This window comes from Pseudomonas syringae pv. tagetis (assembly GCF_022557255.1).
Lineage (GTDB): Bacteria > Pseudomonadota > Gammaproteobacteria > Pseudomonadales > Pseudomonadaceae > Aquipseudomonas > Aquipseudomonas caricapapayae.
On the sequence record NZ_CP092923.1, the window covers coordinates 664,735 to 688,197 of the forward strand.

General features: G+C 60.7%; 21 protein-coding genes. 5 read left to right on the forward strand and 16 right to left on the reverse strand.

The window, feature by feature from the left end:
* Nucleotides 1-153: 153 nt before the first annotated feature.
* From cueR to MME58_RS02920, 3 genes are all read right to left on the reverse strand, one after another.
* On the reverse strand, nucleotides 154-552 hold the full coding sequence (cueR, locus tag MME58_RS02910; protein ID WP_055006992.1) for a Cu(I)-responsive transcriptional regulator: 399 nt from the start codon (nucleotides 550-552) through the stop codon (nucleotides 154-156).
* Entirely contained in the window at nucleotides 549-2,747 is a 2,199-nt protein-coding gene (locus MME58_RS02915) for a heavy metal translocating P-type ATPase (protein WP_055006991.1), read from the reverse strand. The genes cueR and MME58_RS02915 overlap by 4 nt, the downstream gene beginning before the upstream one ends.
* A gap of 69 nt (nucleotides 2,748-2,816) precedes the next feature.
* Complete coding sequence (locus tag MME58_RS02920; RefSeq protein WP_054984957.1) at nucleotides 2,817-3,197, reverse strand: hypothetical protein; 381 nt, start codon at nucleotides 3,195-3,197, stop codon at nucleotides 2,817-2,819.
* A 147-nt stretch (nucleotides 3,198-3,344) separates the two neighbouring features.
* Between MME58_RS02920 and MME58_RS02925 the strand changes: the two genes are divergently transcribed.
* Both MME58_RS02925 and MME58_RS02930 read left to right on the forward strand, forming a co-directional pair.
* Nucleotides 3,345-3,542 (forward strand): heavy-metal-associated domain-containing protein, encoded by a 198-nt coding sequence (locus MME58_RS02925; RefSeq protein WP_054984956.1) that lies wholly within the window; start codon nucleotides 3,345-3,347, stop codon nucleotides 3,540-3,542.
* Between the two features lie 137 nt (nucleotides 3,543-3,679).
* Entirely contained in the window at nucleotides 3,680-4,876 is a 1,197-nt protein-coding gene (locus MME58_RS02930; RefSeq protein ID WP_055006990.1) for a multidrug effflux MFS transporter, read from the forward strand.
* A 54-nt stretch (nucleotides 4,877-4,930) separates the two neighbouring features.
* Here the strand turns inward: MME58_RS02930 and MME58_RS02935 are convergent, their stop codons facing one another.
* Complete coding sequence (locus MME58_RS02935) at nucleotides 4,931-5,944, reverse strand: zinc-binding alcohol dehydrogenase family protein (protein ID WP_054984954.1); 1,014 nt, start codon at nucleotides 5,942-5,944, stop codon at nucleotides 4,931-4,933.
* Nucleotides 5,945-6,057: 113 nt separating this feature from the next.
* Between MME58_RS02935 and MME58_RS02940 the strand changes: the two genes are divergently transcribed.
* Nucleotides 6,058-6,981: a LysR family transcriptional regulator gene (locus MME58_RS02940; RefSeq protein WP_054984953.1), complete on the forward strand. Its 924-nt coding sequence runs from the start codon at nucleotides 6,058-6,060 to the stop codon at nucleotides 6,979-6,981.
* A 436-nt stretch (nucleotides 6,982-7,417) separates the two neighbouring features.
* Nucleotides 7,418-8,110, forward strand: a complete 693-nt coding sequence (locus MME58_RS02945; RefSeq protein WP_054984952.1) for an ArsR/SmtB family transcription factor — start codon at nucleotides 7,418-7,420, stop codon at nucleotides 8,108-8,110.
* A 128-nt stretch (nucleotides 8,111-8,238) separates the two neighbouring features.
* Here the strand turns inward: MME58_RS02945 and MME58_RS02950 are convergent, their stop codons facing one another.
* The 7 genes from MME58_RS02950 to MME58_RS02980 all read right to left on the reverse strand — a co-directional run bounded on the left by MME58_RS02950 (nucleotide 8,239) and on the right by MME58_RS02980 (nucleotide 15,427).
* Complete coding sequence (locus MME58_RS02950) at nucleotides 8,239-9,192, reverse strand: adenosine deaminase (protein ID WP_054984951.1); 954 nt, start codon at nucleotides 9,190-9,192, stop codon at nucleotides 8,239-8,241.
* Nucleotides 9,193-9,270: 78 nt separating this feature from the next.
* A complete protein-coding gene (locus MME58_RS02955) occupies nucleotides 9,271-10,236 on the reverse strand; it encodes a 2-oxoglutarate and iron-dependent oxygenase domain-containing protein (RefSeq protein ID WP_055006989.1) in 966 nt (321 codons plus the stop codon).
* An 84-nt stretch (nucleotides 10,237-10,320) separates the two neighbouring features.
* Nucleotides 10,321-11,415, reverse strand: a complete 1,095-nt coding sequence (locus MME58_RS02960) for a BMP family ABC transporter substrate-binding protein (RefSeq protein ID WP_054984949.1) — start codon at nucleotides 11,413-11,415, stop codon at nucleotides 10,321-10,323.
* Nucleotides 11,416-11,755: 340 nt separating this feature from the next.
* The gene (gene fecE, locus MME58_RS02965) at nucleotides 11,756-12,547 is read right to left on the reverse strand and encodes a Fe(3+) dicitrate ABC transporter ATP-binding protein FecE (RefSeq protein WP_054984040.1); all 792 of its coding nucleotides are present in this window, start codon (nucleotides 12,545-12,547) and stop codon (nucleotides 11,756-11,758) included.
* Nucleotides 12,548-12,551: 4 nt separating this feature from the next.
* Nucleotides 12,552-13,520, reverse strand: coding sequence for an iron chelate uptake ABC transporter family permease subunit (locus MME58_RS02970; RefSeq protein WP_055006988.1), 969 nt, complete (start codon nucleotides 13,518-13,520; stop codon nucleotides 12,552-12,554).
* Complete coding sequence (gene fecC / locus MME58_RS02975; RefSeq protein WP_054984042.1) at nucleotides 13,517-14,506, reverse strand: iron-dicitrate ABC transporter permease FecC; 990 nt, start codon at nucleotides 14,504-14,506, stop codon at nucleotides 13,517-13,519. The genes MME58_RS02970 and fecC overlap by 4 nt, the downstream gene beginning before the upstream one ends.
* Entirely contained in the window at nucleotides 14,507-15,427 is a 921-nt protein-coding gene (locus MME58_RS02980) for a Fe(3+) dicitrate ABC transporter substrate-binding protein FecB (protein WP_055006987.1), read from the reverse strand. It abuts the gene before it with no gap.
* 276 nt (nucleotides 15,428-15,703) lie between these two features.
* On the opposite strand from MME58_RS02980, the gene MME58_RS02985 reads away from it, so the two are divergent.
* Nucleotides 15,704-16,801 carry a calcium:cation antiporter gene (locus tag MME58_RS02985; protein WP_055006986.1) on the forward strand — a complete coding sequence of 366 codons (1,098 nt, stop codon included), beginning with the start codon at nucleotides 15,704-15,706 and terminating at the stop codon, nucleotides 16,799-16,801.
* A gap of 111 nt (nucleotides 16,802-16,912) precedes the next feature.
* Here the strand turns inward: MME58_RS02985 and MME58_RS02990 are convergent, their stop codons facing one another.
* The 5 genes from MME58_RS02990 to MME58_RS03010 form a co-directional block, all read right to left on the reverse strand.
* Entirely contained in the window at nucleotides 16,913-18,268 is a 1,356-nt protein-coding gene (locus MME58_RS02990) for an 8-oxoguanine deaminase (RefSeq protein ID WP_055006985.1), read from the reverse strand.
* A 124-nt stretch (nucleotides 18,269-18,392) separates the two neighbouring features.
* Entirely contained in the window at nucleotides 18,393-19,082 is a 690-nt protein-coding gene (locus MME58_RS02995; RefSeq protein WP_055006984.1) for an SDR family oxidoreductase, read from the reverse strand.
* 322 nt (nucleotides 19,083-19,404) lie between these two features.
* The gene (locus MME58_RS03000) at nucleotides 19,405-20,331 is read right to left on the reverse strand and encodes an ABC transporter permease (protein WP_054984047.1); all 927 of its coding nucleotides are present in this window, start codon (nucleotides 20,329-20,331) and stop codon (nucleotides 19,405-19,407) included.
* On the reverse strand, nucleotides 20,331-21,431 hold the full coding sequence (locus MME58_RS03005; protein ID WP_055006983.1) for an ABC transporter permease: 1,101 nt from the start codon (nucleotides 21,429-21,431) through the stop codon (nucleotides 20,331-20,333). Before MME58_RS03005 ends, MME58_RS03000 begins: the two co-directional genes overlap by 1 nt.
* 11 nt (nucleotides 21,432-21,442) lie before the next feature.
* Nucleotides 21,443-22,996 (reverse strand): ABC transporter ATP-binding protein, encoded by a 1,554-nt coding sequence (locus MME58_RS03010; RefSeq protein WP_055006982.1) that lies wholly within the window; start codon nucleotides 22,994-22,996, stop codon nucleotides 21,443-21,445.
* Nucleotides 22,997-23,463: the final 467 nt, after the last annotated feature.

The window sequence follows — 23,463 nt, forward strand, 5'->3', positions numbered from 1 at the left end:
GCACTGCTCTGCGCCGCCGTGTGACGCAGAGCGTCACGAACTGCACTCCGACGCTGGAGCGTGCGGAACGATAATCTCAACTATCGTGCGACGCTCTGCGTCGCATGCAGTTCTGGACGCTCTGCGTCCGCTCTTGAGCGGCAGGCACCCCCATCAACAACACCCTCCCGATGCCAGGTCCTTGAGGATCGGGCAGTCCGGGCGGTCGTCGCCGTGGCAGTGTTCTACCAGTTCCTGAAGCGTGTCACGCAAACTCGCCAGTTCGTCGATCTTGCGGTTCAGCTCGGCGATGTGCTGACGGGCCAGTGCCTTGACGTCGGCACTGGCCCGTTGGCGGTCCTGCCAGAGGGTCAGCAGTTTGCCGACCTCTTCCAGTGAAAACCCCAGGTCTCTTGAGCGCTTGATGAACGCCAGCGTATGCAGATCGTCCGCACTGTACAGGCGATAACCGCTGTCGCTGCGATGAGCCGCCTTGAGCAGGCCGATGGATTCGTAATAGCGGATCATCTTTGCGCTCAAGCCACTGCTTTTCGCCGCCTGACCGATATTCATGGCCTGTCCTCCAGGTCGCGGGGCTTCCAGGTTTTCAACAACAGCGCGTTACTCACTACGCTGACACTGGACAGCGCCATGGCCGCGCCAGCCAATACCGGGTTGAGGTAGCCCAGCGCCGCCAAAGGAATGCCGATCAGGTTGTAGACGAACGCCCAGAACAGGTTCTGGCGGATTTTCGCGTAGGTCCGCCGGCTGATTTCCAGCGCGGCCGGAACCAGTCGCGGGTCGCCGCGCATCAGGGTGATACCCGCTGCATGCATCGCGACATCCGTGCCGCCGCCCATTGCAATACCGACATCCGCTGCGGCCAGCGCCGGAGCGTCGTTGATGCCGTCACCGACCATCGCAACCACATGATGGCTTTTCAGCCGGGTGACGGTGGAGGCCTTGTCGGCAGGCAGCACTTCGGCGTGTACGTCATGTATCCCCAGCGCCCTGGCAACCACCTGAGCGCTGCCGCGGTTATCGCCGGTCAGCAAATGGCTGGTGATGCCGCGTGCATTCAATGCTCTGATAGCCTGGTCCGTTCCAGGCTTGAGGGTGTCACCGAAGGCGAACATGCCGATGACCTTAGGCTCCGGGGCCCGCTCGATCAGCCAGGACAATGTTCGCCCTTCGGCTTCCCAGATACGTGCGGATTCGCTCAACTCGCCCATCGGCAGGCCGCTTTCATCCAGCAGGCGTCGATTGCCCAGCGCCAGTTCACGGCCCTGAACGGTGCCGGCGATGCCCCGGCCACTCAGCGCATGGCTGTTTTCTGCTGCATCGGGGCTGAGTTGCCATTCATGACACACATCCAGCACCGCCCTGGCCAAGGGGTGCTCACTGCCGCGTTGCAGTGCGCCTGCCAGCTGCAGCAGGTGTTCTTCATTGCCCTGCACGGCACTCATATTGGTGATGCGCGGCGTGCCGGAAGTCAGTGTTCCAGTCTTGTCGAATACCACGGCATCGACATCGTGGGCGCGCTCCAGTGCTTCTGCATCCTTGATCAGAATGCCGTAACGCGCCGCCACGCCGGTTCCGGCCATGATTGCTGTGGGTGTCGCAAGGCCAAGAGAGCATGGGCAGGCGATCACCAGCACGGCGACTGCATTGATCAGCGCCACTTCAAGCGAGGCTCCGGCCAGCAGCCATCCGCCCAGTGTGAAGAAGCCAATCGCCAGTACGGCGGGTACGAACACCTGGCTGACTTTATCCACCAGCTTCTGGATCGGAGCCTTGCCCGCCTGGGCGTCTTCGACCAGACGAATGATGCGCGCCAGTACCGTTTCTGCGCCCAGCGCTGTGGTCCGCACGAGCAGTTGGCCTTCGCCATTGATCGCGCCGCCCGTGACCTTGTCACCCGGTTGCTTGACCACCGGCAGGCTTTCACCGGTGATCAGCGCTTCATCGGCATGACTGCGGCCATCGACCACTTCGCCATCCACCGGAAACCGCTCGCCGGGCTTGACCAGCACCTGATCGCCCACCTGCAGCGAGCTGATCGCAACGTCCTGTTCAACGCCGTCGACCACACGTAGCGCACGTTCCGGACGCAGCGCCTCAAGGGCACGAATGGCACTGGCTGTCTGGCGCTTGGCGCGGCTTTCCAGATACTTGCCCAGCAGTACCAGCGCGATGACTACCGCCGACGCTTCAAAATACAGATGCGGTGTCGTGCCGGGTGCAGCCACCAGCCATTGATAGACGCTCAGGCCATAGCCTGCGCTGGTGCCGATGGCGACCAGCAGGTCCATATTGCCTGCGCCTGCGCGTATGGCTTTCCAGGCAGCCACATAAAAACGCGCGCCCAGTACGAACTGCACGGGTGTAGCCAGCGCGAATTGCACCCAGGCAGGCAGCATCCAGTGCACGCCCAGCGGCGTCAGGAGCATCGGCACGATCAGCGGCAGTGCCAGCACGATGGCCAACAGCAAGGCCCAACGTTCGTTGTGCAGGTGACGCGCTTTCTGGTCAGCTTCGGCGCGACGGTCCTGAGCCAGCGTCGCGCCATAGCCTGCATGACTGACGGCATCGATCAGGGTTTGCGGATCGGTGTGGGCTGCGGTGTCGACATGGGCGCGTTCATTGGCCAGGTTGACCGTCACGCTGTTGACCCCCGGCACTTTGGCCAGGGCACGCTCGACCCGACCCGCGCAACTGGCGCAGGTCATGCCGCTGATCGGCAGGTCGAAGGTGGTGGTGTCTTGCATGTGAATCACTCCCTGAGGCTGGATACCTGCAAGGATCAACCTTGCCATACGGGCAAGGTCAAGCGCGAATCAATAGTTGAGATCGGCTTTCTTGAGGTACAGCCCGTTCAGGTCGGTGGCGATACGGTACTTGAGGATATCGCCCGAACGTAGCTGGATCTTCGTGCTGCGCGGCGCTTCCATTCCGGGTTCGCAGCCCACTACATTGCCGCGCAGGGTGCTCAGTCGTACCGATACTTCCCCGGCCGGCAGATTGAAGGATACCGAGTCCTCCTGAAACAGCCTCCCGGCCAGACGGTCCTGCACATAGATGCCGATCTCGCAGGAGGTCGCGACTTCCAGGCGCTCTCGGGAAATGATCAGGATGCCGTAGTCCTGAGCTGCCTGAGTGGCGGGTGCGATAGCCAAGAAACCGAGAATGCTGAAGAGGCTCACTGCTGACCAGCGCATCGCTGATACTCCTGATGTAAACGTTGATGAGTCAGCTTGGCTCACGATCAGTCCGAATACCAGCCCGGCAGCGATAACAGAAACTTGACCTTGTCATGATGACAAGGTTGAAGATGTTCGCTGTTCATCAATGAGGGGAGTGACACCATGCAATTATTCAATGTTCAAGGCATGACCTGCGGACACTGCGTTCGCGTAGTGACCCAGGCGATCAAGAACGATGACCCTGCCGCCGATGTTCAGGTTGAACTGGCCAGCAAGCAGGTGAAAGTGCAAAGCACGCTGTCGCCCGAGCAGATCGTCAGGTTGATCAGCGACGAGGGTTATCAGGCGCAGCAGGTGTGACCGGAGCCAGGGAGATCGAAGCGGTCTCCCTGTCTGCAAACTCTGAAAAGTTTTGAATTAATTACCCCGTCCTTCGTTCTGTGCAAGGTAAGCCGGTTAGACTAACCCGTTGCCCTGCATCCGTTAATGGACACCCGATGAATCTACGAACGATCCTTATCCTTGGCTCATTGAGCGCCTTCGGCCCTCTGGCCATCGACTTCTATCTTCCTGGCTTTCCGGCCATGGCCTCGTATTTCGGGACCGATGAAAAACATATTCAGCTGACCCTGGCGGCCTACTTTCTCGGGCTTTCCCTGGGACAACTGGCTTACGGTCCTGTGGCTGACCGCTTTGGGCGACGTATTCCGTTGCTGTTCGGCGTGACCCTGTTCATGCTCGCATCGGTGGCCTGCGCCTTTGCGCCGAGCCTCGAATGGCTGATCGGTGCGCGTTTCGTTCAGGCGTTGGGCGGCTGCGCCGGGATGGTCCTGTCGCGGGCCATCGTCAGTGACAAATGCAATGCTGTCGAGTCGGCCAAGGTGTTTTCGCAACTGATGCTGGTCATGGGGCTGGCACCGATTCTGGCACCGATGCTCGGCGGAGTTCTGGTCAGCACCTTTGGCTGGCAATGGATCTTCGTCAGCCTGGCGCTTTTCAGTGGTGCCTGCCTGGCGGCGGTTGCGTTGGGTCTGCCGGAAAGCATGCCCGCCAGCACACCTCGTCAACCATTACGCGGCGCGTTGCGCCAGTACGTCAATCTGCTTCAGGAGCGCGTTTTCATAGGCCATGCTCTGACAGGCGGCATCGCGATGGCCGGCATGTTCGCTTACGTTGCGGGCTCGCCGTTTGTGTTCATCAAACTGTACGGCGTGCCTGCCGAGCATTACGGCTGGTTGTTCGGGATGAATGCGGCGGGCTTCATTCTGGTCGCGCAGATCAACGCGCGTCTGCTGCGCAAGACGGGACCAGCGTTTTTGCTGTCGCGTACGGTGTGGATCTATCTGGCTGCCGGGCTGGTTTTGCTGGCGATCAGCGGTCTGCGCACCGAAGCGCTATGGCCACTGTTGGTGCCGCTGTTCATTTGCGTGGCAAGCCTTGGGTGCATCATTCCCAATGCCTCGGCCTGCGCCATGAGCGGCCAGTGGGCACGCGCAGGCAGTGCCTCGGCGCTGCTGGGCTGTCTGCAATTCAGCGTGGCCGCCATCGCCGCCAGTCTGGTAGGCGTACTGCATGACGGCACCGCCACCCCCATGGCGCTGGTGATCAGCCTGTGCGGCGTGCTGACAGTGGGCCTTTCGGTACTGACCCGCCGTGCGCAAGGCACGCGTGATGCGCGGCCGAAGACCGCCTGATCAGGTGCGATGGTTGTGCCAGCTACTCGACGCGCTGACACAACCCTCTGGCCTTCAGAACCCTTCCAGTACCACCTTGCCCTTAGCCTTGCCACTTTCCAGCAAGGCATGAGCGCGGCGCAGATTCTCTGCATTGATGCTGCCGAAGTGCTCACCAAAGGTGGTTTTCAGCGTTCCGGCATCGATCAGCTCGGCCACTCGGTTAAGCAGGTTGTGCTGTTCGATCATGTCCTCGGTTTCGAACATCGACCGCGTGTACATGAATTCCCAGTGCAGCGAGAGGCTCTTGCGTTTGAGCTTCGACACATCCAGTGACTTGGGATCGTCGATCAGCCCCAGCTTGCCTTGCGGCTTGAGCGCCTCGACCAGTTGGTCCAGATGCTGTTCGGTCTGGGTCAGGCTGGCCACATGGGTGACCTGGTTCAAGCCAACGCGTTTCAGCTCTTCGCTCAAGGGCTTGCTATGGTCCAGCACTTCGTGTGCGCCCAGTTCACGAACCCAGCTTTCGGTTTCGGGCCGCGAGGCCGTGCCGATGACTTTCAGTGACGTCAGTTGCCGTGCCAGTTGGGTCAGGATCGAACCTACGCCGCCCGCAGCGCCGACGATCAGCAGGCTGTGAGAGCCTTCACCTTTTTGCTGCGCGACGTGCAGGCGCTCGAACAGCAACTCCCAGGCAGTGATCGCGGTCAACGGCAAGGCCGCCGCGTGGGCAAAGCTCAGGGTTTTTGGCATGTGGCCAACGATGCGTTCGTCGACCACGTGCAGTTCGCTGTTGGCGCCGGGCCGTGTCAGGGATCCTGCGTAGAACACCTTGTCCCCCGGTTTGAACAGCGTGACCTGGCTGCCGACTGCTTTCACGACACCCGCCACGTCCCAGCCCAGCACCTTCGCAGCGCCGTCCTCGGGCTGGACGTTCTGGCGGATTTTGGTGTCCACCGGATTGACGGAGATTGCCTTGACTTCAACCAGCAGATCGCGAGCGTCGGCAACCGGCTCAGGCAGCTCGATGTCTTGCAATGACTGTGCGTCGCTGATTGGCAGGGACTGGTAATAGGCGATGGCTTTCATGACGGGGTCCTCTCCAGAAAAATGATAAAGGGATCATTGGCTATTTCCTGAAAAGATAAAACCCGCTAAAACGGCAGGCTCTTTCAACTTTATTTTGATAATACGAGGCGTTGATGCTGCGTTTTGATGACCTGCAGTTGTTTGTCCGTGCAGCGGACCTGGGCAGTCTTTCTGCCGCTGCACGGGTGATGGACCTGTCTGCGGCGGTTGCCAGCGCGGCGCTCAAGCGCATCGAACGCCAGTTGGGCGCGCGCTTGCTGGCGCGCTCGACCCGCAGCCTGCGGCTGACCGCCGAAGGCGAGGGGTTTCTGGAGTATGCGCGCGCCGCGTTGGGCAGTCTGGAGGAAGGACGGCGATTGCTCGCCAGTAGCCAGGACCGTTGCGAGGGCGTGCTGCAACTCTCAGCACCCTCGGACCTGGGCCGTAACGTGCTTTTGCCCTGGCTCGACGAGTTTCAGCAGCAACATCCACAACTGACCGTGCGTCTATTGCTGGGCGATCGAATTGCCGATCTGTTCCGCCAGCCGGTCGATGTGGCGCTGCGTTATGGCGAACCGGAAGATTCCAGTCTGGTCGCATTGCCGATTTTGCCTGAAAACCGGCGGGTATTGTGCGCTGCGCCGAGTTACCTGCAACGCCATGGCGAACCGCAGCAGGTCGAGCAACTGGCGCAGCATAATTGCCTGTTGTTCATGCTTGGGGACCGCGTCCATGACCGCTGGACACTGAATGACGGCAAGCGCGAAATCAGCCTGACGGTCAGCGGCAACCGGTTCAGCGACGATGCAGATGTGGTGCGCCGCTGGGCGCTGGCGGGCGAAGGTGTGGCGTACAAGTCTTGGCTGGACGTCGCCGCCAATGTGCGGGCAGGGCACCTGAAAGTGCTGATGCCTGATTTGACCGGGGAGCGGGCGCCGCTGAACCTGCTATGCGCGCACCGCGCGCAACTCAGCAAACCCGTCATCCTGTTGCTGGAAATGCTCAGGTCACGTTGTAAGCAACAGGCTGTAGGCCCGTCGTCCGTTGGTTTGTTTTAATCGCCACGCTCCAGTAGGAAACGGCCTTCGGAAGTGTCGGAAAATAAAAGGGTTGAATATGTTTCAACGCTGCAAGGTTTGGTTCCCGAGGTAACTTTGCAACTGGCTGTTGTTAAGTGGTTTTGGCATTTTTGTCATAGGCAATGCGCTTGTTTTTTCAATCTGTTTTCGATGCAGCGGCCAAAACCCCTTTGCTAGAGGGGGTTTGGCGATAAGGGAGGAAGTTCTTGGTTATGACAGGGTGAGAGAAAAACGTGCGCTTTTTAACGGGGCCGTGGACCAACAGTTTGTACGAATCGTTTTTCGCCCGGCGGGGCCGGAGGGCATAGAGTTTATACTTGTCATTTCATATAAGAGCCACGTTCAACTCTACCGAGGCTTGATTGCTTTCACCCAGTCATCGCGATAGATGAATGTTTCAACAGGGAGTGAACACATGGAATACGGACCTTGCATCAGCCAGATCGCAACATTGCTGGCCGACCCCAAGCGCAGCGCAATGATCTGGGCACTGATGGATGGTACTGCTCGTCCTGCCGATGAATTGGCCATCCTGGCGGGGCTTTCGACCTCTTCGGCAGGTGCGCACCTGGCGCGCCTCACCAGTGGCGGTCTGTTGAAACAGGAAGCTCGGGGTCGCAAGCGTTTCTTTCGCCTGGCTGCGCCGGAAGTGGCGGCTGCAGTCGAAGCACTGGCCTGTGCCTCACTGGCCAGTGCCGAACAGATCAGTCGTCGGTATGCCCAGCCCATGCCGCCGTTGCCGCTGCGCCGTGCAAGAATCTGCTCCGATCATCTGGGTGGCGAAATGGCCGCCGAGCTTTATAAGCGCCTTCTGGAAGCGGGCTGGATCGAGCAGCAGGAAAAGCGCGTCGAGGTCACGAGCAAGGGCGCGGCCAGATTTGCCGAGCGCGGCATCTATATCCCGGCGCTGGCTCAGCGCAAGCGAGAAACAGTATGTGCCTGCCCGAAATGGAATGATCGCAACCCGCATCTTGGTGGCGCGCTGGGGGCGGGGCTGCTGCAGTTATTCATTCAGATGGGCTGGCTGCGCACCACTGAAGAGCCCAGCACGTTGCAGGTGTCTTCCAGCGGGCAGCGGGAAATCAGCAAGATAGCGGCGGCGGCTTGAGCGATACGCGTGGTTTAAGGCAGTAGCACGTGCATACCGCGCTGATGCTCCATGCTGCAGCCGCCTTGGGCGCTCCGCGTCCTCTTGCGGCGCAGAACGCCGCGAAAAGGCAGCGATGGCTCGGCGTCTCAGGACTTGATCAGGCGTGCATCCAGACTGTTTTGCGCCAGACGTTTTGCCTGATCTTCAGTCATGCCCAAATGTGTGTGCAGCGCATGGAAGTTCTCGGTCACGTAACCACCGAAGTAGGCCGGGTCATCCGAGTTGACGGTGACTTTCACGCCGCGTTCGAGCATGTCGAGGATATTGTGTTGGGCCATGTCGTCGAACACACAGAGCTTGGTGTTGGACAGCGGGCAGACGGTCAGCGGGATCTGTTCGTCGATGATGCGCTGCATCAGCCGCTCGTCTTCGATGGCACGTACGCCGTGGTCGATGCGCTGGATTTTCAACAGGTCCAGGGCTTCCCAGATGTATTCCGGCGGGCCTTCTTCACCGGCGTGGGCCACCGTCAGAAAGCCTTCGTTGCGGGCACGATCGAACACGCGCTGGAACTTGCTCGGCGGATGGCCCATTTCCGAACTGTCGAGGCCGACAGCAACGAACGCATCACGAAACGGCAGCGCCTGGTCGAGGGTCTTTTCGGCTTCGTCTTCGGACAGATGACGCAGGAAACTCAGGATCAGTCCACTGTCGACACCCAGTTTGGCCTTGCCGTCTTTCAGCGCACCGGTGATCCCGGCCAGCACGACTTCAAACGGGATACCCCGATCGGTGTGGGTTTGCGGATCAAAGAACGGTTCGGTGTGGATAACGTTCTGCGCCTTGCAGCGCAGCAGGTAAGCCCAGGTCAGGTCGTAGAAGTCCTGTTCGGTGCGCAACACATCCGCACCGCGGTAGTACAGATCGAGGAATTCCTGCAGGTTGTTGAAGGCATAGGCCTTGCGCAGGGTTTCGACGTCGTCCCACGGCAGGGCAATCCTGTTGCGCTCGGCCAGGGCGAACAGCAACTCGGGTTCCAGCGAGCCTTCGAGGTGCAGGTGCAGTTCTGCCTTGGGCAGGGCGTTCAACCAGTCGTACATATTCTTTTCTCATCAGGTGCAGATCGCCGACATTCTACAGATGCACGCCGCTGCGCAGGGTAAAACCTGACCGAACGTTCAACTTGCCTCCTGTTCTCGCCGGTAAGCGTAGGTATCAGCAAAGCGCGACAGCAGGAATTCGGCACAAGTGGTCACAGGATAGCGGGCTGGATGGCCTTCGCTCTGGCAACCGGGCAGGCATTCGATGCGCGTGTCGGGGTGGGGCTCGGCGAAGAACGGCATCGAATAGCGATCGACACCAAGCGGGCTGATGACCCGGTGTGGCGTGGACAGATAGCGATCATTGCTCCAGCGCGCCATCATGTCGCCCAGATTGACCACGAAGGTCCCGTCAATCGGCGGTGCGTCGATCCATTCGCCGCGCACGTCGCGCACCTGCAAACCACCCGCTGCGTCCTGGTACAGTAAGGTGATGCAGCCATAATCGGTATGCGCGCCTGCGCCTTGTTGCTCGGCCGAGGTCGCCGTATCACGCGGCGGGTAATGAATCATGCGCAGCACACTGACCGGGTCCCTGAAGCGTTGATCGAAGAAATCACGTTCGATGCCCAGCGCCAGGGTCATGGCGCGCAGCAGAGTTTGCGCCAGTGCCTGCATGTCCAGGTAATGCTGCTCCATCAGGCTTTCCCAGCCGGGAATGTCCGGATGGCGATTGGGACCACGCAGCGGTTTGCCAGCCAGCACGTCGGGGTGACCGGCATCCAGATGCAGGCCCATGTCGAACGTTTCTTTCAGATCGCTCGGCAGGCTGGGGTCCAACTGCTCGGTGGCGATGGCGCCATAGCCGCGATGATGCGTGCTCTGGGTGATGTCGATCAGGAGCTTTTCAGCTGCCGGCCGGGCAAAGAAATCCTTTGCCGCCGATTGCACCCGTTCGATGCGTTGCGCGCTGATCGGGTGACCCTTGATATAAAAAAAGCCCCATTCCCGACAGGCACTGTCGATTTGTCGGGCGACATCCTGCCAAGCCTGAGTGTCCGTGCCGTAGAGCGGGGCGATGTCGATGACGGGAAGCTGGTCCATTAACCGGTCCTGAAAGGGAAGTATCGGGTGTCGATGATCGTACCCGCCGAAACAGGCACGAGGGTCAGGCAACGGGCAGATAAGTTACTTCGGCAGCTCGGCCTTGATCCCTTCGACGTAGTAGTTCATCGAGGCCAGCTCGGCGTTGGTCGCGACCACACCATCAGCAATTTTCACGGTGCCGTTCTGGTCTTTGATCGGGCCGGTGAACGGATGGAATTCGCCACTTTCGATGCTGGCGATAATCTTCTGCGCCTCAGCCTTGACGTCGGCGGGCACCACGTCACTGATCGGCAACTCGACCGTGCCCTCTTTCAGGCCGCCCCAGTAATCCTGTGGTTTCCAGGTGCCTGCAATTGCGCCCTCGGCTGCCTGGATGTAATGCGGGCCCCAGTTGTTGACGATCGAGGCCAGCACCGCCTTCGGCCCGAAATGGGCCATGTCCGAGGCGTAGCCTACTGCGTAGACGCCACGACGTTCGGCGGTCTGAATCGGCGCAGGGCTGTCGGTGTGCTGGAACACCACGTCCACACCCTGATCGATCAGCGCGTTGGCAGCGTCGGCTTCCTTGCCTGGGTCGAACCAGGAGTTGACCCATACCACCTTGATTTCTGTACCCGGATTGTATTTGTTCAGCGCCAGCTGGATGGCGTCGATGTCGCGCAGCACTTCAGGAATCGGGAACGAGGCGACGTAACCGATCTTCTTGGTCTTGGTCATCTTCGCGGCGATGTAACCGCTCACATAGCGGCCTTCGTAGGTGCGGGCCAGATACGTGCCCATGTTCTTGTCCTGCTTGTAGCCCGTCGCGTGCTCGAATTTTACCTTGGGGAATTGCTTGGCGACTTTCAGGGTCGGGTTCATGTAGCCGAAAGAGGTGCTGAAAATCAGATCATAGCCACCCTTGGCCATGTTACGGATAACCCGCTCGGCGTCCGCGCCTTCCGGCACGTTTTCCACGAAGCTGCTGGTGACCTTGTCACCCAGCGCCTTGACCATCGCCTGGCGGCCCTGCTCGTGCTGATAGGTCCAGCCGTGGTCGCCGATGGGGCCGATGTAGACAAAGCCGACTTTCAGCGGATCGGCTGCCGAGGCGAGCAGGCTGGAGCCGATGCCGACAACGGCGGCGACGGCGCACAGCAGTTTTTTCAGGGGATGACGTGGGTTGGTCAGGTGCATCGGGTCTAGCTCCTTGCGGTCTTGTTGGAGTGCATACCCCCGACAATGCAAATAACTGACCAACAGGACAACTTACGATGCTGGCTTGCTTCCCTGCGCAGCGCGCCTATTGTTGTACATAGGTTTCGATGAGCCTGGAATATGTGACTTTCAGGTTTCTGCTCGCATGGCGTGGGAGCGAACTTGTTCGCGAAAGGGCCGATACATACTCCGAAAAATCATCGTCTGACCGATCTTCTTCGCGAACAAGTTCGCTCCTACGGCCTTTGGCCAGAATCAAGAGCAGTTTTGTGTATAGCCAGAGTGCAGCGCGAAGGTGCAGGCGCGGTGGGCTGCGCCGCTAACTGGTGCAGCGCGTGCTGCGCTCGACGATGCACATCGGCGTGCCTGCAACGGGTTCGCGCATGATCTGCACTTGCACATCGAACACTTGGCAGACCAGCTCCGCCGTCAGCACATCGCCCGGCGCGCCGCAGGTCACCAGGCGTCCACCCTGCATGACCGCCATATGGTCGGCGTAGCGGCAGGCCTGATTGATGTCGTGGAGCACGGTAATCACCGTTTTGCCTTCGGCACTGAGCTCACGCATCAGGTCCAGCAGTTCGACCTGATGGCTGATGTCCAGATAGGTGGTGGGTTCATCGAGCAGGACGATGGCGGCGTCCTGCGCGAGGATCATCGCCAGCCAGGCCCGTTGCCGTTGCCCGCCGGACAGATCGGACAGCGGGCGCTCGGCCAGGACCTCCAGCTCCATGCGTTGCAAGGCCTGATCGACACTGTGCTGATCGGCCCCGCTCAAGCGCCCCCACAGGCTGTTGTGCGGACTGCGACCGTAAGCCACCAGTTGGCGCACGCTGACGCCCTCTGGAATGGGCAGCACTTGCGGCAGAAACGCCACCTTGCGGGCCAGCTCTTTGGCGGAGAGCTGGCTGTAGTCTTTGCCGTCCAGGCTCAGGCTGCCCGATTGCGGGGTGAGAATTCGGGCAAACGCCTTGAGCAGGGTGGATTTGCCGCAACCGTTGGGGCCGATCAATGCGGTGACCTGGGCGGGCGGCGGGCTGAATGACAGGTCTTGCACGATCCGTGTTGCGCCGTAGCCGATGTCGAGTTGCTGCGCCTTAAGAATACTCATGGAATCAACCTTTGAATCGGGCCAGCAGCCAGAGGAAATAAGGAGCGCCGATCACGGCCGTAAGCACCCCGGCCGGAATCTCGCTGGGCGCAATCAGCGTGCGTCCGAGTGTGTCGGCCAGCACCAGCAGCAACGCGCCCAGCACCATTGAGGCGGGCAGCAGGTACTGATGATGACCACCGACCAGACGGCGGGCCATGTGTGGTGCAACCAGACCGACGAAACTCACCGGGCCGATGATGCCGACGCCCAGACTGGTCAACAGCACCGCGCTGCCCATCGCCAGCCAGCGTGTACGCTTGAGGCCGGTGCCCAGGCTCTGCGCCGCCTCATCACCCAGGCCAATCAGGTTCAGCGGTTTGGCCAGCAGCAGACCGAGCGGAATCAACAGCAGAAGCGGCGTGGCCAGCCACACATGGTGCCAGTTACGGCTCCACAGACTGCCGGTCAGGGCCAGCAGGGCGGTGTTGATGTCCAGCGGGTTGGACAGGATCAGGAATTCGGTGATGCTCGACAGCGTGACCGCAATCGCCACCCCGGACAGCGCGAAGCGCACGCCGGAAAACTGTACGCCGGTGTTATACAAGGCCAGCAGCAGTGCGCCCGCTGCGCCCCCCAGGCAGGCCACGAACGGCAATGCGGCCACTGGCAATTGCGGCAGGCCGATGATCGCGATGGTCAGCGCCAGTCCTGCGCCTTGGGTCACGCCGAGGATTTCCGGCGACGCCAGCGGGTTGCGAATCACACCTTGGACGATGGCTCCGGCCAGGCCAAATGCACAGCCGGTCATGATTGCAATCAGACCGCGTGGCAGGCGGTGATTCCAGACTTCGAAATCCTTGCTGTCGTGGGCGATCAGGTGATCGAGCACCGCGCCAGGCGTCAGCCACACAGTGCCCGCGCTGAGGCTCAGCAGCAGGGCAAGTGCCAGCAGGGTCAACAGCAGCAACAGCCTGGAGCGCGGGCGGTTCATAGCGCGCGCCTCGCCAGAAACAGAAAGAACGGCGCGCCGATCAATGCCGTCACCACCCCGGCCGGCGTTTCTGCCGGGAAGGCCACGGCGCGGCTGATCAGGTCCGAGGCCAGCACGATGGCCGCGCCCAGTCCGGCGCTGATCGGGATCAGCCAGCGGTAGTCGTTGCCCAGCCATTGGCGAGCAATGTTCGGCGCGATCAGGCCGACAAAGGCAATCGGCCCCACCGCGCAGACACTGGCACCGACCAGCAGCAGGCTGACCACGAACACCAGCAGGCGCAACGCACCTATACGCACGCCCAGCGAGCGGGCTGCGTCTTCGCCGAGGTTGATCAGATTCAAGCGCGGCGCGCAGGCAATCGCCAGTACCAGGCCGATCAGCGTGCAAGGCCAGAGCAATTGCAGTTGCGCAGCACCGACATTGGCCAGTGAACCGGCCAGCCAGTTGAGAACACTTTGTGCCTGGGCTTCGACAAGGATCACGGTGAGGCGGGTCAAGGCTGCACACAGGGCTGCAACAGCGACCCCGGCCAGCACCAGGCGCCCCTGAGCGGTGGCAGGCGACCATGCGCCGCCCAGACTGAATACGGTGATCCAGGCCAGTGCGCCGCCCAGGCAGGTCATCAACAGTGCCCCGCCCGGGAAAGGCAGAGCGACCAGCCCGGTGGAAAACAGCGCCAGCCCCAGTGCCGCGCCCGCTGTGACGCCAAACAGTGAAGGCGAGGCCAGGCGGTTGCGGGTAATGCCTTGCATCAAAGCCCCGGCGACGCCCAGGCAGGCACCCACCAGTGCCGCGCACAAGGCGCGTGGCACCCGCAGTTGCGCAACGATGTAAGCGATGTTGCCGCCTTCACGCCCCTGCGTGAACAGTCCGTTCCAGGCATCCACCTGACCAATACTGAACGACGACAGGGCAAACAGGGATACCCAGAACAGTCCCAGGCAGGCCACAGTAATCACGCCCGCCATCAGCCAGCGGCGCATTTACGGATTCAGCACGGCCTTGCCGCCCTTGAGCACGGCAAGCGCATCGTCGGCAATCTGCTCGGACGCCATGATCCCGCGATTGCGCGCCCAACTGTCGCCATCCACTTCGGCCACCTGTTTGTTACGCACCGCGCCAAGTACCTGCCATAGCGGCTGCTTGCTCCAGCTGTCGACAATGCTCGGACGGCGATAATGACCGACCAGCAGCCAGCCCGGATCCAGCGCCAGCAGTTGCTCCAGGCTGACGAATTCGGTGGGTGCGGCGTCTTTGCGTACTTCCGGGACTTTCAGGCCGATGGCTTGCAACACGCTGCCCGCGTAAGAATGTGGGCCATGAACCGAAAAACTGTCCTCGCGAGCAACACCGAACAGCACGTTGGTATTGGCGGGGACCTGTTCGGCGACGTTCTTCAGGTGCTGCCGGTTCTCCGCGATGCGTGCCTGCATCTGCGGCCCCTTGCCCAATGCGACGCCGATCAGTTCGGCGGATTTCAGGCTGCCCTGATAATCCTCGCCGCGTGACGGCAGCATCAATGTCGGCGCCAGACTGGCCAGATCGTTGTACAGCGCCTGATGGCGACCAAGGTCGGCAATGATCAGGTCCGGCTTGAGCCGCGCAATCACTTCTATATTGGGTTGCGAGCGCAGCCCCACTGACTGCCATTCGCCCACGGCCTTGCGTACCTTGGGCAGTACGCGGTTGGCATCGCCATCGTCGGCCGCACCGACGGGTGTTACGCCGACCGATGCCAGCCCGTCGAGAAACGAAAACTCCAGTACCACTACGCGCTTGGGGGTGTCAGGCAGGTGGACCTTGTGCTGACCGTCGTCGATATCGATAGGTGCCGCCTGGGCTGTGCCGAGCAGCGCTGCCAGCAGGCCGCCGGCCAATAGATGAGGGAGTCGAAAAACGCGCATGGCGAATGTCCTTTCTAACGGAAACAGGCTCATGCAAAAAGAGCCACCGAACGGGCGCAGCGCCTCTCCTGATCAAGATCATTGAGGTCGCGCAGAAAACGGCGGGCACTATTTCACATCGTGACGACGGGATCAAAAGTCATTTACGCGTGGGTGCCATTCTCATTCAGGTCATTTTTTGAAACCTTTTGTCACACACCGCACTCTGAACGGCTTCAATGACAGACACGTTCATGACTATCCGCGGCGATGTGTCGCAAGGGTTTGGAGAAAGTAATGGGCGCTTTGCTCAAGCAAGAAAAATTTCTACTGCTGGCAATTATCGCCATGTTTGTCGCGTATCCGCTGGAGCATGTGCTGCTGGGCAACGGTCAGGTGGTCGCGCTGGTGTCGGGTCTGGCGCTGGTCGGCTTCATCGTTTGCGCCTCGATGCGGGTGGCGCATCACGCCGAAGTGCTCGCGGAAAAGGTCGGTGATCCGTACGGCACGATGATCCTCACGCTGTCGGCGGTGCTGGTCGAAGTCGTCATCCTGGCGATCATGATGAGCAACGAACCGTCGCCGACGCTGGTGCGGGACACAATCTATTCTGCGGTGATGCTCGATATCAACGGCATCCTCGGTCTTGCTGCGCTGATGGGCGGTATCAAGCACGGCGAGCAGTCGTACAACGATGATTCGGCGCGTACCTACAGCGTGATGATCCTCACTGCCATGGGCGTGTCGATGGTGGTGCCCGAGTTCATTCCCAAGGGGGACTGGAAGATCTATTCGGCGTTCACCATTGGCGCGATGATCCTGCTTTACACCCTGTTCCTGCGCATGCAGGTCGGACCGCACAGCTACTTTTTCAGCTACAGCTATCCGGAAAAGAAAAAGCGCCAGGGCCAGAACCCGGCTGAAGAGCATGCAGAACCGGTCAATCTGACCCGCTCCATCGCCACATTGGTCACCGGCGTGGTGGTGATCGGTGCGCTGGCTGAAGTGATGTCCAAGACGGTCGATCTGGGGCTTGAGGGGACGGGCGCACCACCGGTGATGACCGCCATCCTGGTCGCAGCGATTTCCGCTGCTCCCGAGATATTGACGGCCCTGCGTGCTGCGCTGGCCAACCGCATGCAGTCGGTGGTCAACATCGCTCTGGGAGCCTCGCTGTCAACCGTGATCCTCACGGTGCCGGTGATGGAAGCGATGGCGCTCTACAGTGGTCAGCCCTTCCAGATGGCCATGACCCCGGTGCAGACCGTGATGATCTTCATCACCCTGCTGGTGTCCGCCATCAATCTCAACGACGGCGAAACCAATGCCATCGAAGGCATGACCCACTTCGTGCTGTTCGCGACGTTTATCATGCTGTCGTGCCTGGGGCTTTAGGGCTGTAGCGCTCATTGCCTGTCGCTCCCACGCTCCGCGTCCCAAGAGGACGCAGAGCGTCCTGAACGAGCGTCGCACGATAGTTGCAGATACAACACTCGCTCCGCACCTTCAGCCCTGAATCAATTCCCGCGCCGCCTGGCTGTGATCGGCAATCAGTTGCTTGATATCCAGCCCCTCGATCTGTCCGTCGACGACTCGCCACTGGCCGGCAATCATCACTCGATCCGCCCGGTCTGCACCACACAGCAACAGCGCTGACAGTGGGTCATGGCTGCCAGAGAAGCGCAGTTCGTCCAGCTTGAACAGCGCCAGATCGGCCTGTTTGCCCACTGCCAGTTCTCCGATGTCGGTGCGTCCCAGCAATTGCGCGGACCCTTTGGTAGCCCAGCCCAGTACCCGCTGCGGGGTGATTTTTTCCGCACCATAGCGCAGGCGTTGCAGATAAAGCGCCTGGCGGGTTTCGAGGATCATGTTCGAGGCATCGTTGGACGCCGAGCCGTCGACCCCGAGCCCCAGTGGCACACCGGCAGCACTCAGGTCCAGCGTTGGACAGATGCCGGAGGCCAGGCGCATGTTCGAACTCGGGCAGTGGCAGACACCCGTACCTGCTGCACCGAGACGGGCGATTTCATCCGGGTTGAAATGGATGCCGTGTGCCAGCCAGGTGCGTGGACCCAGCCAGCCGACGCTGTCCAGATAATCCACGGTGCGCAGGCCGAAACGTTGCAGGCAGAAGTCTTCTTCGTCGAGGGTCTCGGCCAGGTGCGTGTGCAGACGCACGTCGAGCTTTTCTGCCATGGCTGCACTCTCGGTCATGATCTGCGGCGTGACTGAAAACGGCGAGCAGGGTGCCAAGGCGATTTGAATCTGTGCTCCCTCGCCACGCTCGTGCCAGGTCTCGATCAGGCGCTGGCTGTCGGCCAGAATCACCTCGCCCTGCTGCACGGTTTGCTGTGGCGGCAAACCTCCATCGGCTTCGCCAAGACTCATCGAACCGCGCGTCAGCATCGCGCGCATACCCAGTTCACGAACGCCTTGCACCTGAACATCAATGGCGTGTTCCAGCCCGTCGGGGAACAGGTAGTGATGGTCGGCGGCAGTTGTGCAACCCGACAGCAGCAGTTCCGCCAACGCCACCTTGCTGGCGACCGCAAGCTTCTCCGGGGTCAGGCGCGCCCATACCGGGTACAGGGTTTTCAGCCACGGGAACAACGGCTGATTGACCACCGGTGCCCAGGCCCGCGTGAGGGTCTGATAGAAATGATGGTGAGTGTTGATCAGCCCCGGCAGCAACACATGCTCACGGGCATCGAATGTCCGAGTGCAGGGCGTTGACGGAAGCTGCCCGGCGGCCAGCACTTCGGTGATGACGCCACCTTCGATCACCAGACCGCCACGGGCGTCCAGGTCATTGGCGGTGAATACAGCAAGGGGATTTTTCAACCAGATACGGATCGCAGGCATTGGCCGGCTCCTCTGAAAGACAGGTTCAGGTTAGCCAGCTCAGTGTTGCCCTGTCTGCTGATCCAGGGTTGCCGGGGGGCAGGTGTGCCCCGGCGAAGGACGGCGATTCTAGTCGAGCGGCCGGTTACCAGGCAATCGTCTTGCCCTGGTAATCGATGAAGTGATGGCCGCCTTTGCCGGCGTAGGCATTGAGCTGTTCAACAAGCCCGGTGGTACTGGTCATGACATCGATGGCAGCATTTTCGCCACCCATGTCGGTCTTGACCCAGCCCGGATGCATCGACAGCACGGTCGGACGGTTCTCGCCCAGTTCAGTGACAAACGTATTGGTCATCGAATTGAGTGCTGCCTTGCTGGCCTTGTACAGCGCAAGGTTTGCGCCATCCGGGCAAATGACGCTGCCCAGCCACGAACTCATGAACGCCAGAACGCCCGTGCCTGGACGAAGTTGATCGACGAAGCGCTCGGCCAGACGAATCGGCGCGACAGCGTTGGTCAGAAACAACTGCCCGAGCTCGGCAGCAGTCGACTTCGCAGCGCTTTGATGTTCTGCTCCGGTAATCCCGGCATTGACGAACAGCACGTCGAACACCTCACCGCGCAACTTCTGGACCAGCACTTCAAGCGAAGCAGTTTCGTCCAGATCGACCGCTTCAATGCGCACGCCTTCGACAGCTTTGAGGTTTTCGGCATTTTGCGGATCACGAACGGTGGCGGTGACCTGCCAGCCCTGCTCGGTCAAGCGCTGTACCAGGCCCAGGCCCAGGCCGCGCGACGCACCGATGATGAGGGCGGTTTTTTTGGTAGTGGTCATGAATGATTCCTTGGCAGATTGAGAGACGGACTCCATGGCAGTGCCAGCAAGGCCTCTCGAACGTTTCGACCTTGTAGCGTACTCCTGCCCATAACGTGTTGGAATCTTCGTGAGCCGGAAACGTTCAAGGTAGATGCCTGAGGCTGAGCGTTGGCGCGATAGTCGGGACTATCGTCTCGCACGTTCCAGCGTCGGAATGCCTTGCGTCACAGATCTGCGCCGCGCCGCACATTCAGGATCGGACGCGGAGCGTCGCACGATAACCCATCAGGTACGTGTACCGCACGAGCACAGAACGTGAATCATCCTTGCAACTTGAACCTCAATGCCCCGCCCGCCAAGGCTGGCCGAGCGAAACCGGTGCATACAGCCGGGTGCGCAGGGCGTCGCGGGAGAGCAGGACGAGGACGATGATGGTGGCCACATAAGGCAGCATCGCCAGCAGGTTGGACGGTATGGCCAGCCCGATGCCTTGTGCGACCAGGTGCAGGATGCTGGCCAGGCCGAACAGGTAGGCCCCGAGCAGCAGACGCCACACACGCCAGCTGGCGAACACCACCAGAGCCAATGCAATCCAACCGCGCCCGGCGCTCATGTTTTCCGCCCACATCGGTGTGTAGGCCAGTGACAGGTAAGCCCCGGCCAAGCCTGCCATGGCACCGCCGAACAGCACTGCCAGTGTGCGCACACGCAACACCGGCAAGCCCATGGCGCTGGCTGCATCGGGGTTTTCGCCAACCGCCTGAATGATCAGCCCGACGCGACTCTTCAGCAGCGCCCACGCGACCAGTGCGAACAAGGCGAAGGACAGGTAGACCAGCAGGTCTTGGGCAAACAGCATGCGGCCGATCAGCGGAATGTCGCTGAGCAGGGGGATGGCAACCGGTTCGAAGCCGCTCAACGGCTTGCCGACCCAGGCGGCACCGACGAAGCTGGAAAGTCCGACGCCGAAGATGGTCAGCGCCAGCCCGGTCGCCACCTGATTGGCGTTGAACACCAGTGCCACCAACGCAAACAGTGCCGACAGCAGCATGCCCGCGAGCATCGCCAGCAGTACGCCCAGCCACAAATTGCCGGTATTCAAGGCGATGATGAAACCGATCACCGCGCCAAACAGCATCATGCCTTCCTGACCCAGGTTGATGACGCCGCTCTTTTCGCAGATCAGTTCGCCCAGGGCCACCAGCAGCAAAGGGGTTCCGCAACGGACCATGGCGTAGAAAATATTGCTGAGCAGGTCGATATCCATCATGCGGCTCCTGTGACGGGTGTCATCTGGCGCTTGGCCCAGTGCAGTTTCAGGCGTGGGCGGTAGAGAATCAGCACATCACAGGCCAGCAGGAAGAAAAGCATCATCCCCTGAAACAATTGCGTGATTGCCAAGGGCAGGTTCAGGGTCATCTGGGCGCTTTCCCCTCCCAGATACAGCAGGGCGATCAACAGGCTGGAGAACAGAATGCCGATAGGGTTGAGACGTCCGAGAAAAGCCACGGTGATCGCGGCATAGCCGTAACCCGGCGAGACCTGCGGCACCAGTTGGCCTATCGGCCCGGTGACTTCCGACACGCCCGCCAGCCCGGCCAGCGCGCCACTGATCAACAGCGCCAGCCAGACCAGTCGCTTCTCGCGAAAACCGACAAAGCCGGCAGCGCGTTTGTCGAGCCCCAGCACCTTGATCTGAAAGCCGACAAAGCTGCGTTGCAGCAACACCCAGACCGCGACCAGCGCAAACAGGGCGAAGTACACCCCGATGTGCGCGCGACCATCGTCCATCAACAGCGGTAGCCGACTGGCATCGCCGAAGGTCGCTGATTCCGGGAAGTTCATGCCGGCCGGGTCTTTGAGCGGTCCGTGGACGAAGTACAGCAGCAAGTTGAGGGCGATGTAGTTGAGCATGATGCTGGTGAGAATTTCATTGGCGTTGAAGTGCGTGCGCAGCCAGGCGGTCACGCCCGCCCAGGCAGCGCCGGCGAGGGTACCGGCCAGCAGCACCATGACCAGCGCCCAACGACTCTCCATCTCGATGATATTCACCGCTACGGCACTGCCGGCCAATGCGCCGAGCAGCAACTGGCCTTCCGCGCCGATGTTCCAGATACGCGCTTGATAGGCGACCGCCAGACCCAGCGCGCAGAGCAGGATCGGCAGGGTCTTGACCATCAGTTCCGACAGTCCATACCAGTCGCTGACTGGCGCGATCAGCAATGTGTGCAGTGTCACCCAAGGGTCTAACCCCAGACCGATGAACAGTAACGAGCCGCAGACCAGTGTCAGGACGGCAGCCAGTAAAGGGGAACACCACAGCATGGCGCGCGATTGCTGGCCGCGCGGTTCCAGGGAAAGCAGCATCTTTTGCTCCGTTAACCCGCCGCATGGGCCTGGGTGTGAGAATGATCGAACTGTCCCGCCATCCAGCCGCCGATTTGTACGGTGCTGGTCTGTTCGGTGGGGATCAGGTCGGAAAGCTGACCACCGCTGAGGGCGGCGAGTCGGTCACTGATCTGGAACAATTCGTCCAGGTCTTCGGAAATCACCAGAATGGCGGCCCCCGCATCACGCAAGGCAATCAGTGCCCGGTGGATCGCCGCTGCCGCGCCGACATCCACACCCCAGGTCGGATGCGCAGCAATCAGCAGTTTCGGTTTTTGCAGGATTTCCCGGCCAAGAATGAATTTCTGCAGGTTGCCACCCGACAGACTGCGCGCCGGGGCTTGTGCGTCTGGCGTCTTGACCGCAAAGCGACGGATTATTTCGTCAGCCAGTGCGCGAACCTTGCCGCGCTGGATCAGACCGTTGCTCACCAGCCCTTGCTGAAAGGCGGTAAGCAGCGCGTTGTCGGCCAGGCTGAGTTCCGGCACGGCGCCATGCCCCAGGCGCTCGGCCGGGACGAATGCCAGGCCGCGTTTGCGCCGGGCGTCGGGCCGCAGGTTGCCTACCGGTGTGTCTTTAAAACGCAGGGTCGCCGCCTGGGCATCAGGCAGTGTCTGTTCGCCACTCAGCAGCGCAAGCAGTTCATCCTGGCCATTCCCGGCCACCCCTGCAATGCCGACGATTTCGCCGCTGCGTACGTCCAGACTCAGGTCTTTCAGCGAGCAACCGAACGGGTCCGGGTTATGCCAGGACAATCTGTCGATCCGCAGAAAAGCTTCACTGCCGGTGACTTTGTCGTATTGCGCGGTCAGTCCCTCGGCATCACCGACCATCAAGCGCGCCAGTTCCAGATCGGAGCATTCGGCCGGCACGCAGTGCCCGGACACCTTGCCATTGCGCAGTACCGTTGCGCTGTGACACAGGGCGCGAACCTCGCCCAGCTTGTGACTGATAAACAAAATGCTGCAGCCCTCCCGGGCCAGATGCCTGAGCGTCACGAACAGCTCTTCGGCCTCCTGAGGCGTGAGCACCGAAGTGGGTTCGTCGAGGATCAGCAAGCGGATGTCCTGCATCAGGCAACGAATGATTTCGACTTTCTGCCGCTCGCCAATCGACAGGCTGTGTACCAGACGCTGGGGCTCCACCGCCATGCCGTAGCGTTGTGAGACCTCGCGGATGCGCGGCTCCAGTTGCTTGGGTGTGCCGGCCGCTGCGCCCATCGCCAGGGCAATGTTTTGCGCGACGCTGAGGGTTTCGAATAGCGAGAAATGCTGAAACACCATACCGATTCCCAGGCCTCTGGCCTGAGCCGGATTGCGCATCTTCTGCGCCTGACCTTGCCAGGTGATCGACCCGGCGTCGGGCTGCGTGACGCCATAGATGATCTTCATCAAGGTGCTTTTGCCAGCACCGTTTTCTCCCAGCAGGGCATGAATTTCGCCAGCCTGAATCGTCAGATCGACAGCGTCGTTGGCCAGACAGCCGGGATACCGTTTAGTGATGTGGCGCAGTTGTAGACGCGCAGGTATCGCGTGGTTTGACATGGAAAACTCGGAGGCAGAAGTGGGTCGCTTGTGGATAAAGCAAAATCCTGGCCAAGGGGTCAGGATTCTCCTCCGATAAGCCAAATGAAGGCAGAGCAAGGCGTTTCCGTTACTTGTGTCTGCTGATGTGACTCGAACGTCCCGATTTCAGCACCAGTTCAGGGCGCTCTGAAGAAGCGAAGGGCTAATGTGGCTCTTTGACTTGAACAAAAAATGTACAGCTGGCGGCGAGCGCGGTGCGGTGTATGGATGCGCGACCCTTGCACCTGTTATCCACAGGTTCTTCCACAGATACTGTGCGCAAGCGGGGCAGAGGAGAATAATGCAGCGATGGCTAGCATCCAAAGGTGCTAAGGGGCGCTAACAGACTGTTTTTGCACCGTTTATGGATCTACGTCAGTCCATTGCTCAAAAAACGATCATTCGCCTGAAACGCCCGTCCGGCAAGGCCCGCAGTAGAGTGTGCT

What these genes read in the sequence shown, in the direction of transcription:
- cueR (WP_055006992.1), bottom strand. Translation starts at nt 552, where the DNA reads ATGAATATCGGTCAGGCGGCGAAAAGCAGTGGCTTGAGCGCAAAGATG.
- MME58_RS02915 (WP_055006991.1), bottom strand. Translation starts at nt 2,747, where the DNA reads ATGCAAGACACCACCACCTTCGACCTGCCGATCAGCGGCATGACCTGC.
- MME58_RS02920 (WP_054984957.1), bottom strand. Translation starts at nt 3,197, where the DNA reads ATGCGCTGGTCAGCAGTGAGCCTCTTCAGCATTCTCGGTTTCTTGGCT.
- MME58_RS02925 (WP_054984956.1), top strand. Translation starts at nt 3,345, where the DNA reads ATGCAATTATTCAATGTTCAAGGCATGACCTGCGGACACTGCGTTCGC.
- MME58_RS02930 (WP_055006990.1), top strand. Translation starts at nt 3,680, where the DNA reads ATGAATCTACGAACGATCCTTATCCTTGGCTCATTGAGCGCCTTCGGC.
- MME58_RS02935 (WP_054984954.1), bottom strand. Translation starts at nt 5,944, where the DNA reads ATGAAAGCCATCGCCTATTACCAGTCCCTGCCAATCAGCGACGCACAG.
- MME58_RS02940 (WP_054984953.1), top strand. Translation starts at nt 6,058, where the DNA reads ATGCTGCGTTTTGATGACCTGCAGTTGTTTGTCCGTGCAGCGGACCTG.
- MME58_RS02945 (WP_054984952.1), top strand. Translation starts at nt 7,418, where the DNA reads ATGGAATACGGACCTTGCATCAGCCAGATCGCAACATTGCTGGCCGAC.
- MME58_RS02950 (WP_054984951.1), bottom strand. Translation starts at nt 9,192, where the DNA reads ATGTACGACTGGTTGAACGCCCTGCCCAAGGCAGAACTGCACCTGCAC.
- MME58_RS02955 (WP_055006989.1), bottom strand. Translation starts at nt 10,236, where the DNA reads ATGGACCAGCTTCCCGTCATCGACATCGCCCCGCTCTACGGCACGGAC.
- MME58_RS02960 (WP_054984949.1), bottom strand. Translation starts at nt 11,415, where the DNA reads ATGCACCTGACCAACCCACGTCATCCCCTGAAAAAACTGCTGTGCGCC.
- fecE (WP_054984040.1), bottom strand. Translation starts at nt 12,547, where the DNA reads ATGAGTATTCTTAAGGCGCAGCAACTCGACATCGGCTACGGCGCAACA.
- MME58_RS02970 (WP_055006988.1), bottom strand. Translation starts at nt 13,520, where the DNA reads ATGAACCGCCCGCGCTCCAGGCTGTTGCTGCTGTTGACCCTGCTGGCA.
- fecC (WP_054984042.1), bottom strand. Translation starts at nt 14,506, where the DNA reads ATGCGCCGCTGGCTGATGGCGGGCGTGATTACTGTGGCCTGCCTGGGA.
- MME58_RS02980 (WP_055006987.1), bottom strand. Translation starts at nt 15,427, where the DNA reads ATGCGCGTTTTTCGACTCCCTCATCTATTGGCCGGCGGCCTGCTGGCA.
- MME58_RS02985 (WP_055006986.1), top strand. Translation starts at nt 15,704, where the DNA reads ATGGGCGCTTTGCTCAAGCAAGAAAAATTTCTACTGCTGGCAATTATC.
- MME58_RS02990 (WP_055006985.1), bottom strand. Translation starts at nt 18,268, where the DNA reads ATGCCTGCGATCCGTATCTGGTTGAAAAATCCCCTTGCTGTATTCACC.
- MME58_RS02995 (WP_055006984.1), bottom strand. Translation starts at nt 19,082, where the DNA reads ATGACCACTACCAAAAAAACCGCCCTCATCATCGGTGCGTCGCGCGGC.
- MME58_RS03000 (WP_054984047.1), bottom strand. Translation starts at nt 20,331, where the DNA reads ATGGATATCGACCTGCTCAGCAATATTTTCTACGCCATGGTCCGTTGC.
- MME58_RS03005 (WP_055006983.1), bottom strand. Translation starts at nt 21,431, where the DNA reads ATGCTGCTTTCCCTGGAACCGCGCGGCCAGCAATCGCGCGCCATGCTG.
- MME58_RS03010 (WP_055006982.1), bottom strand. Translation starts at nt 22,996, where the DNA reads ATGTCAAACCACGCGATACCTGCGCGTCTACAACTGCGCCACATCACT.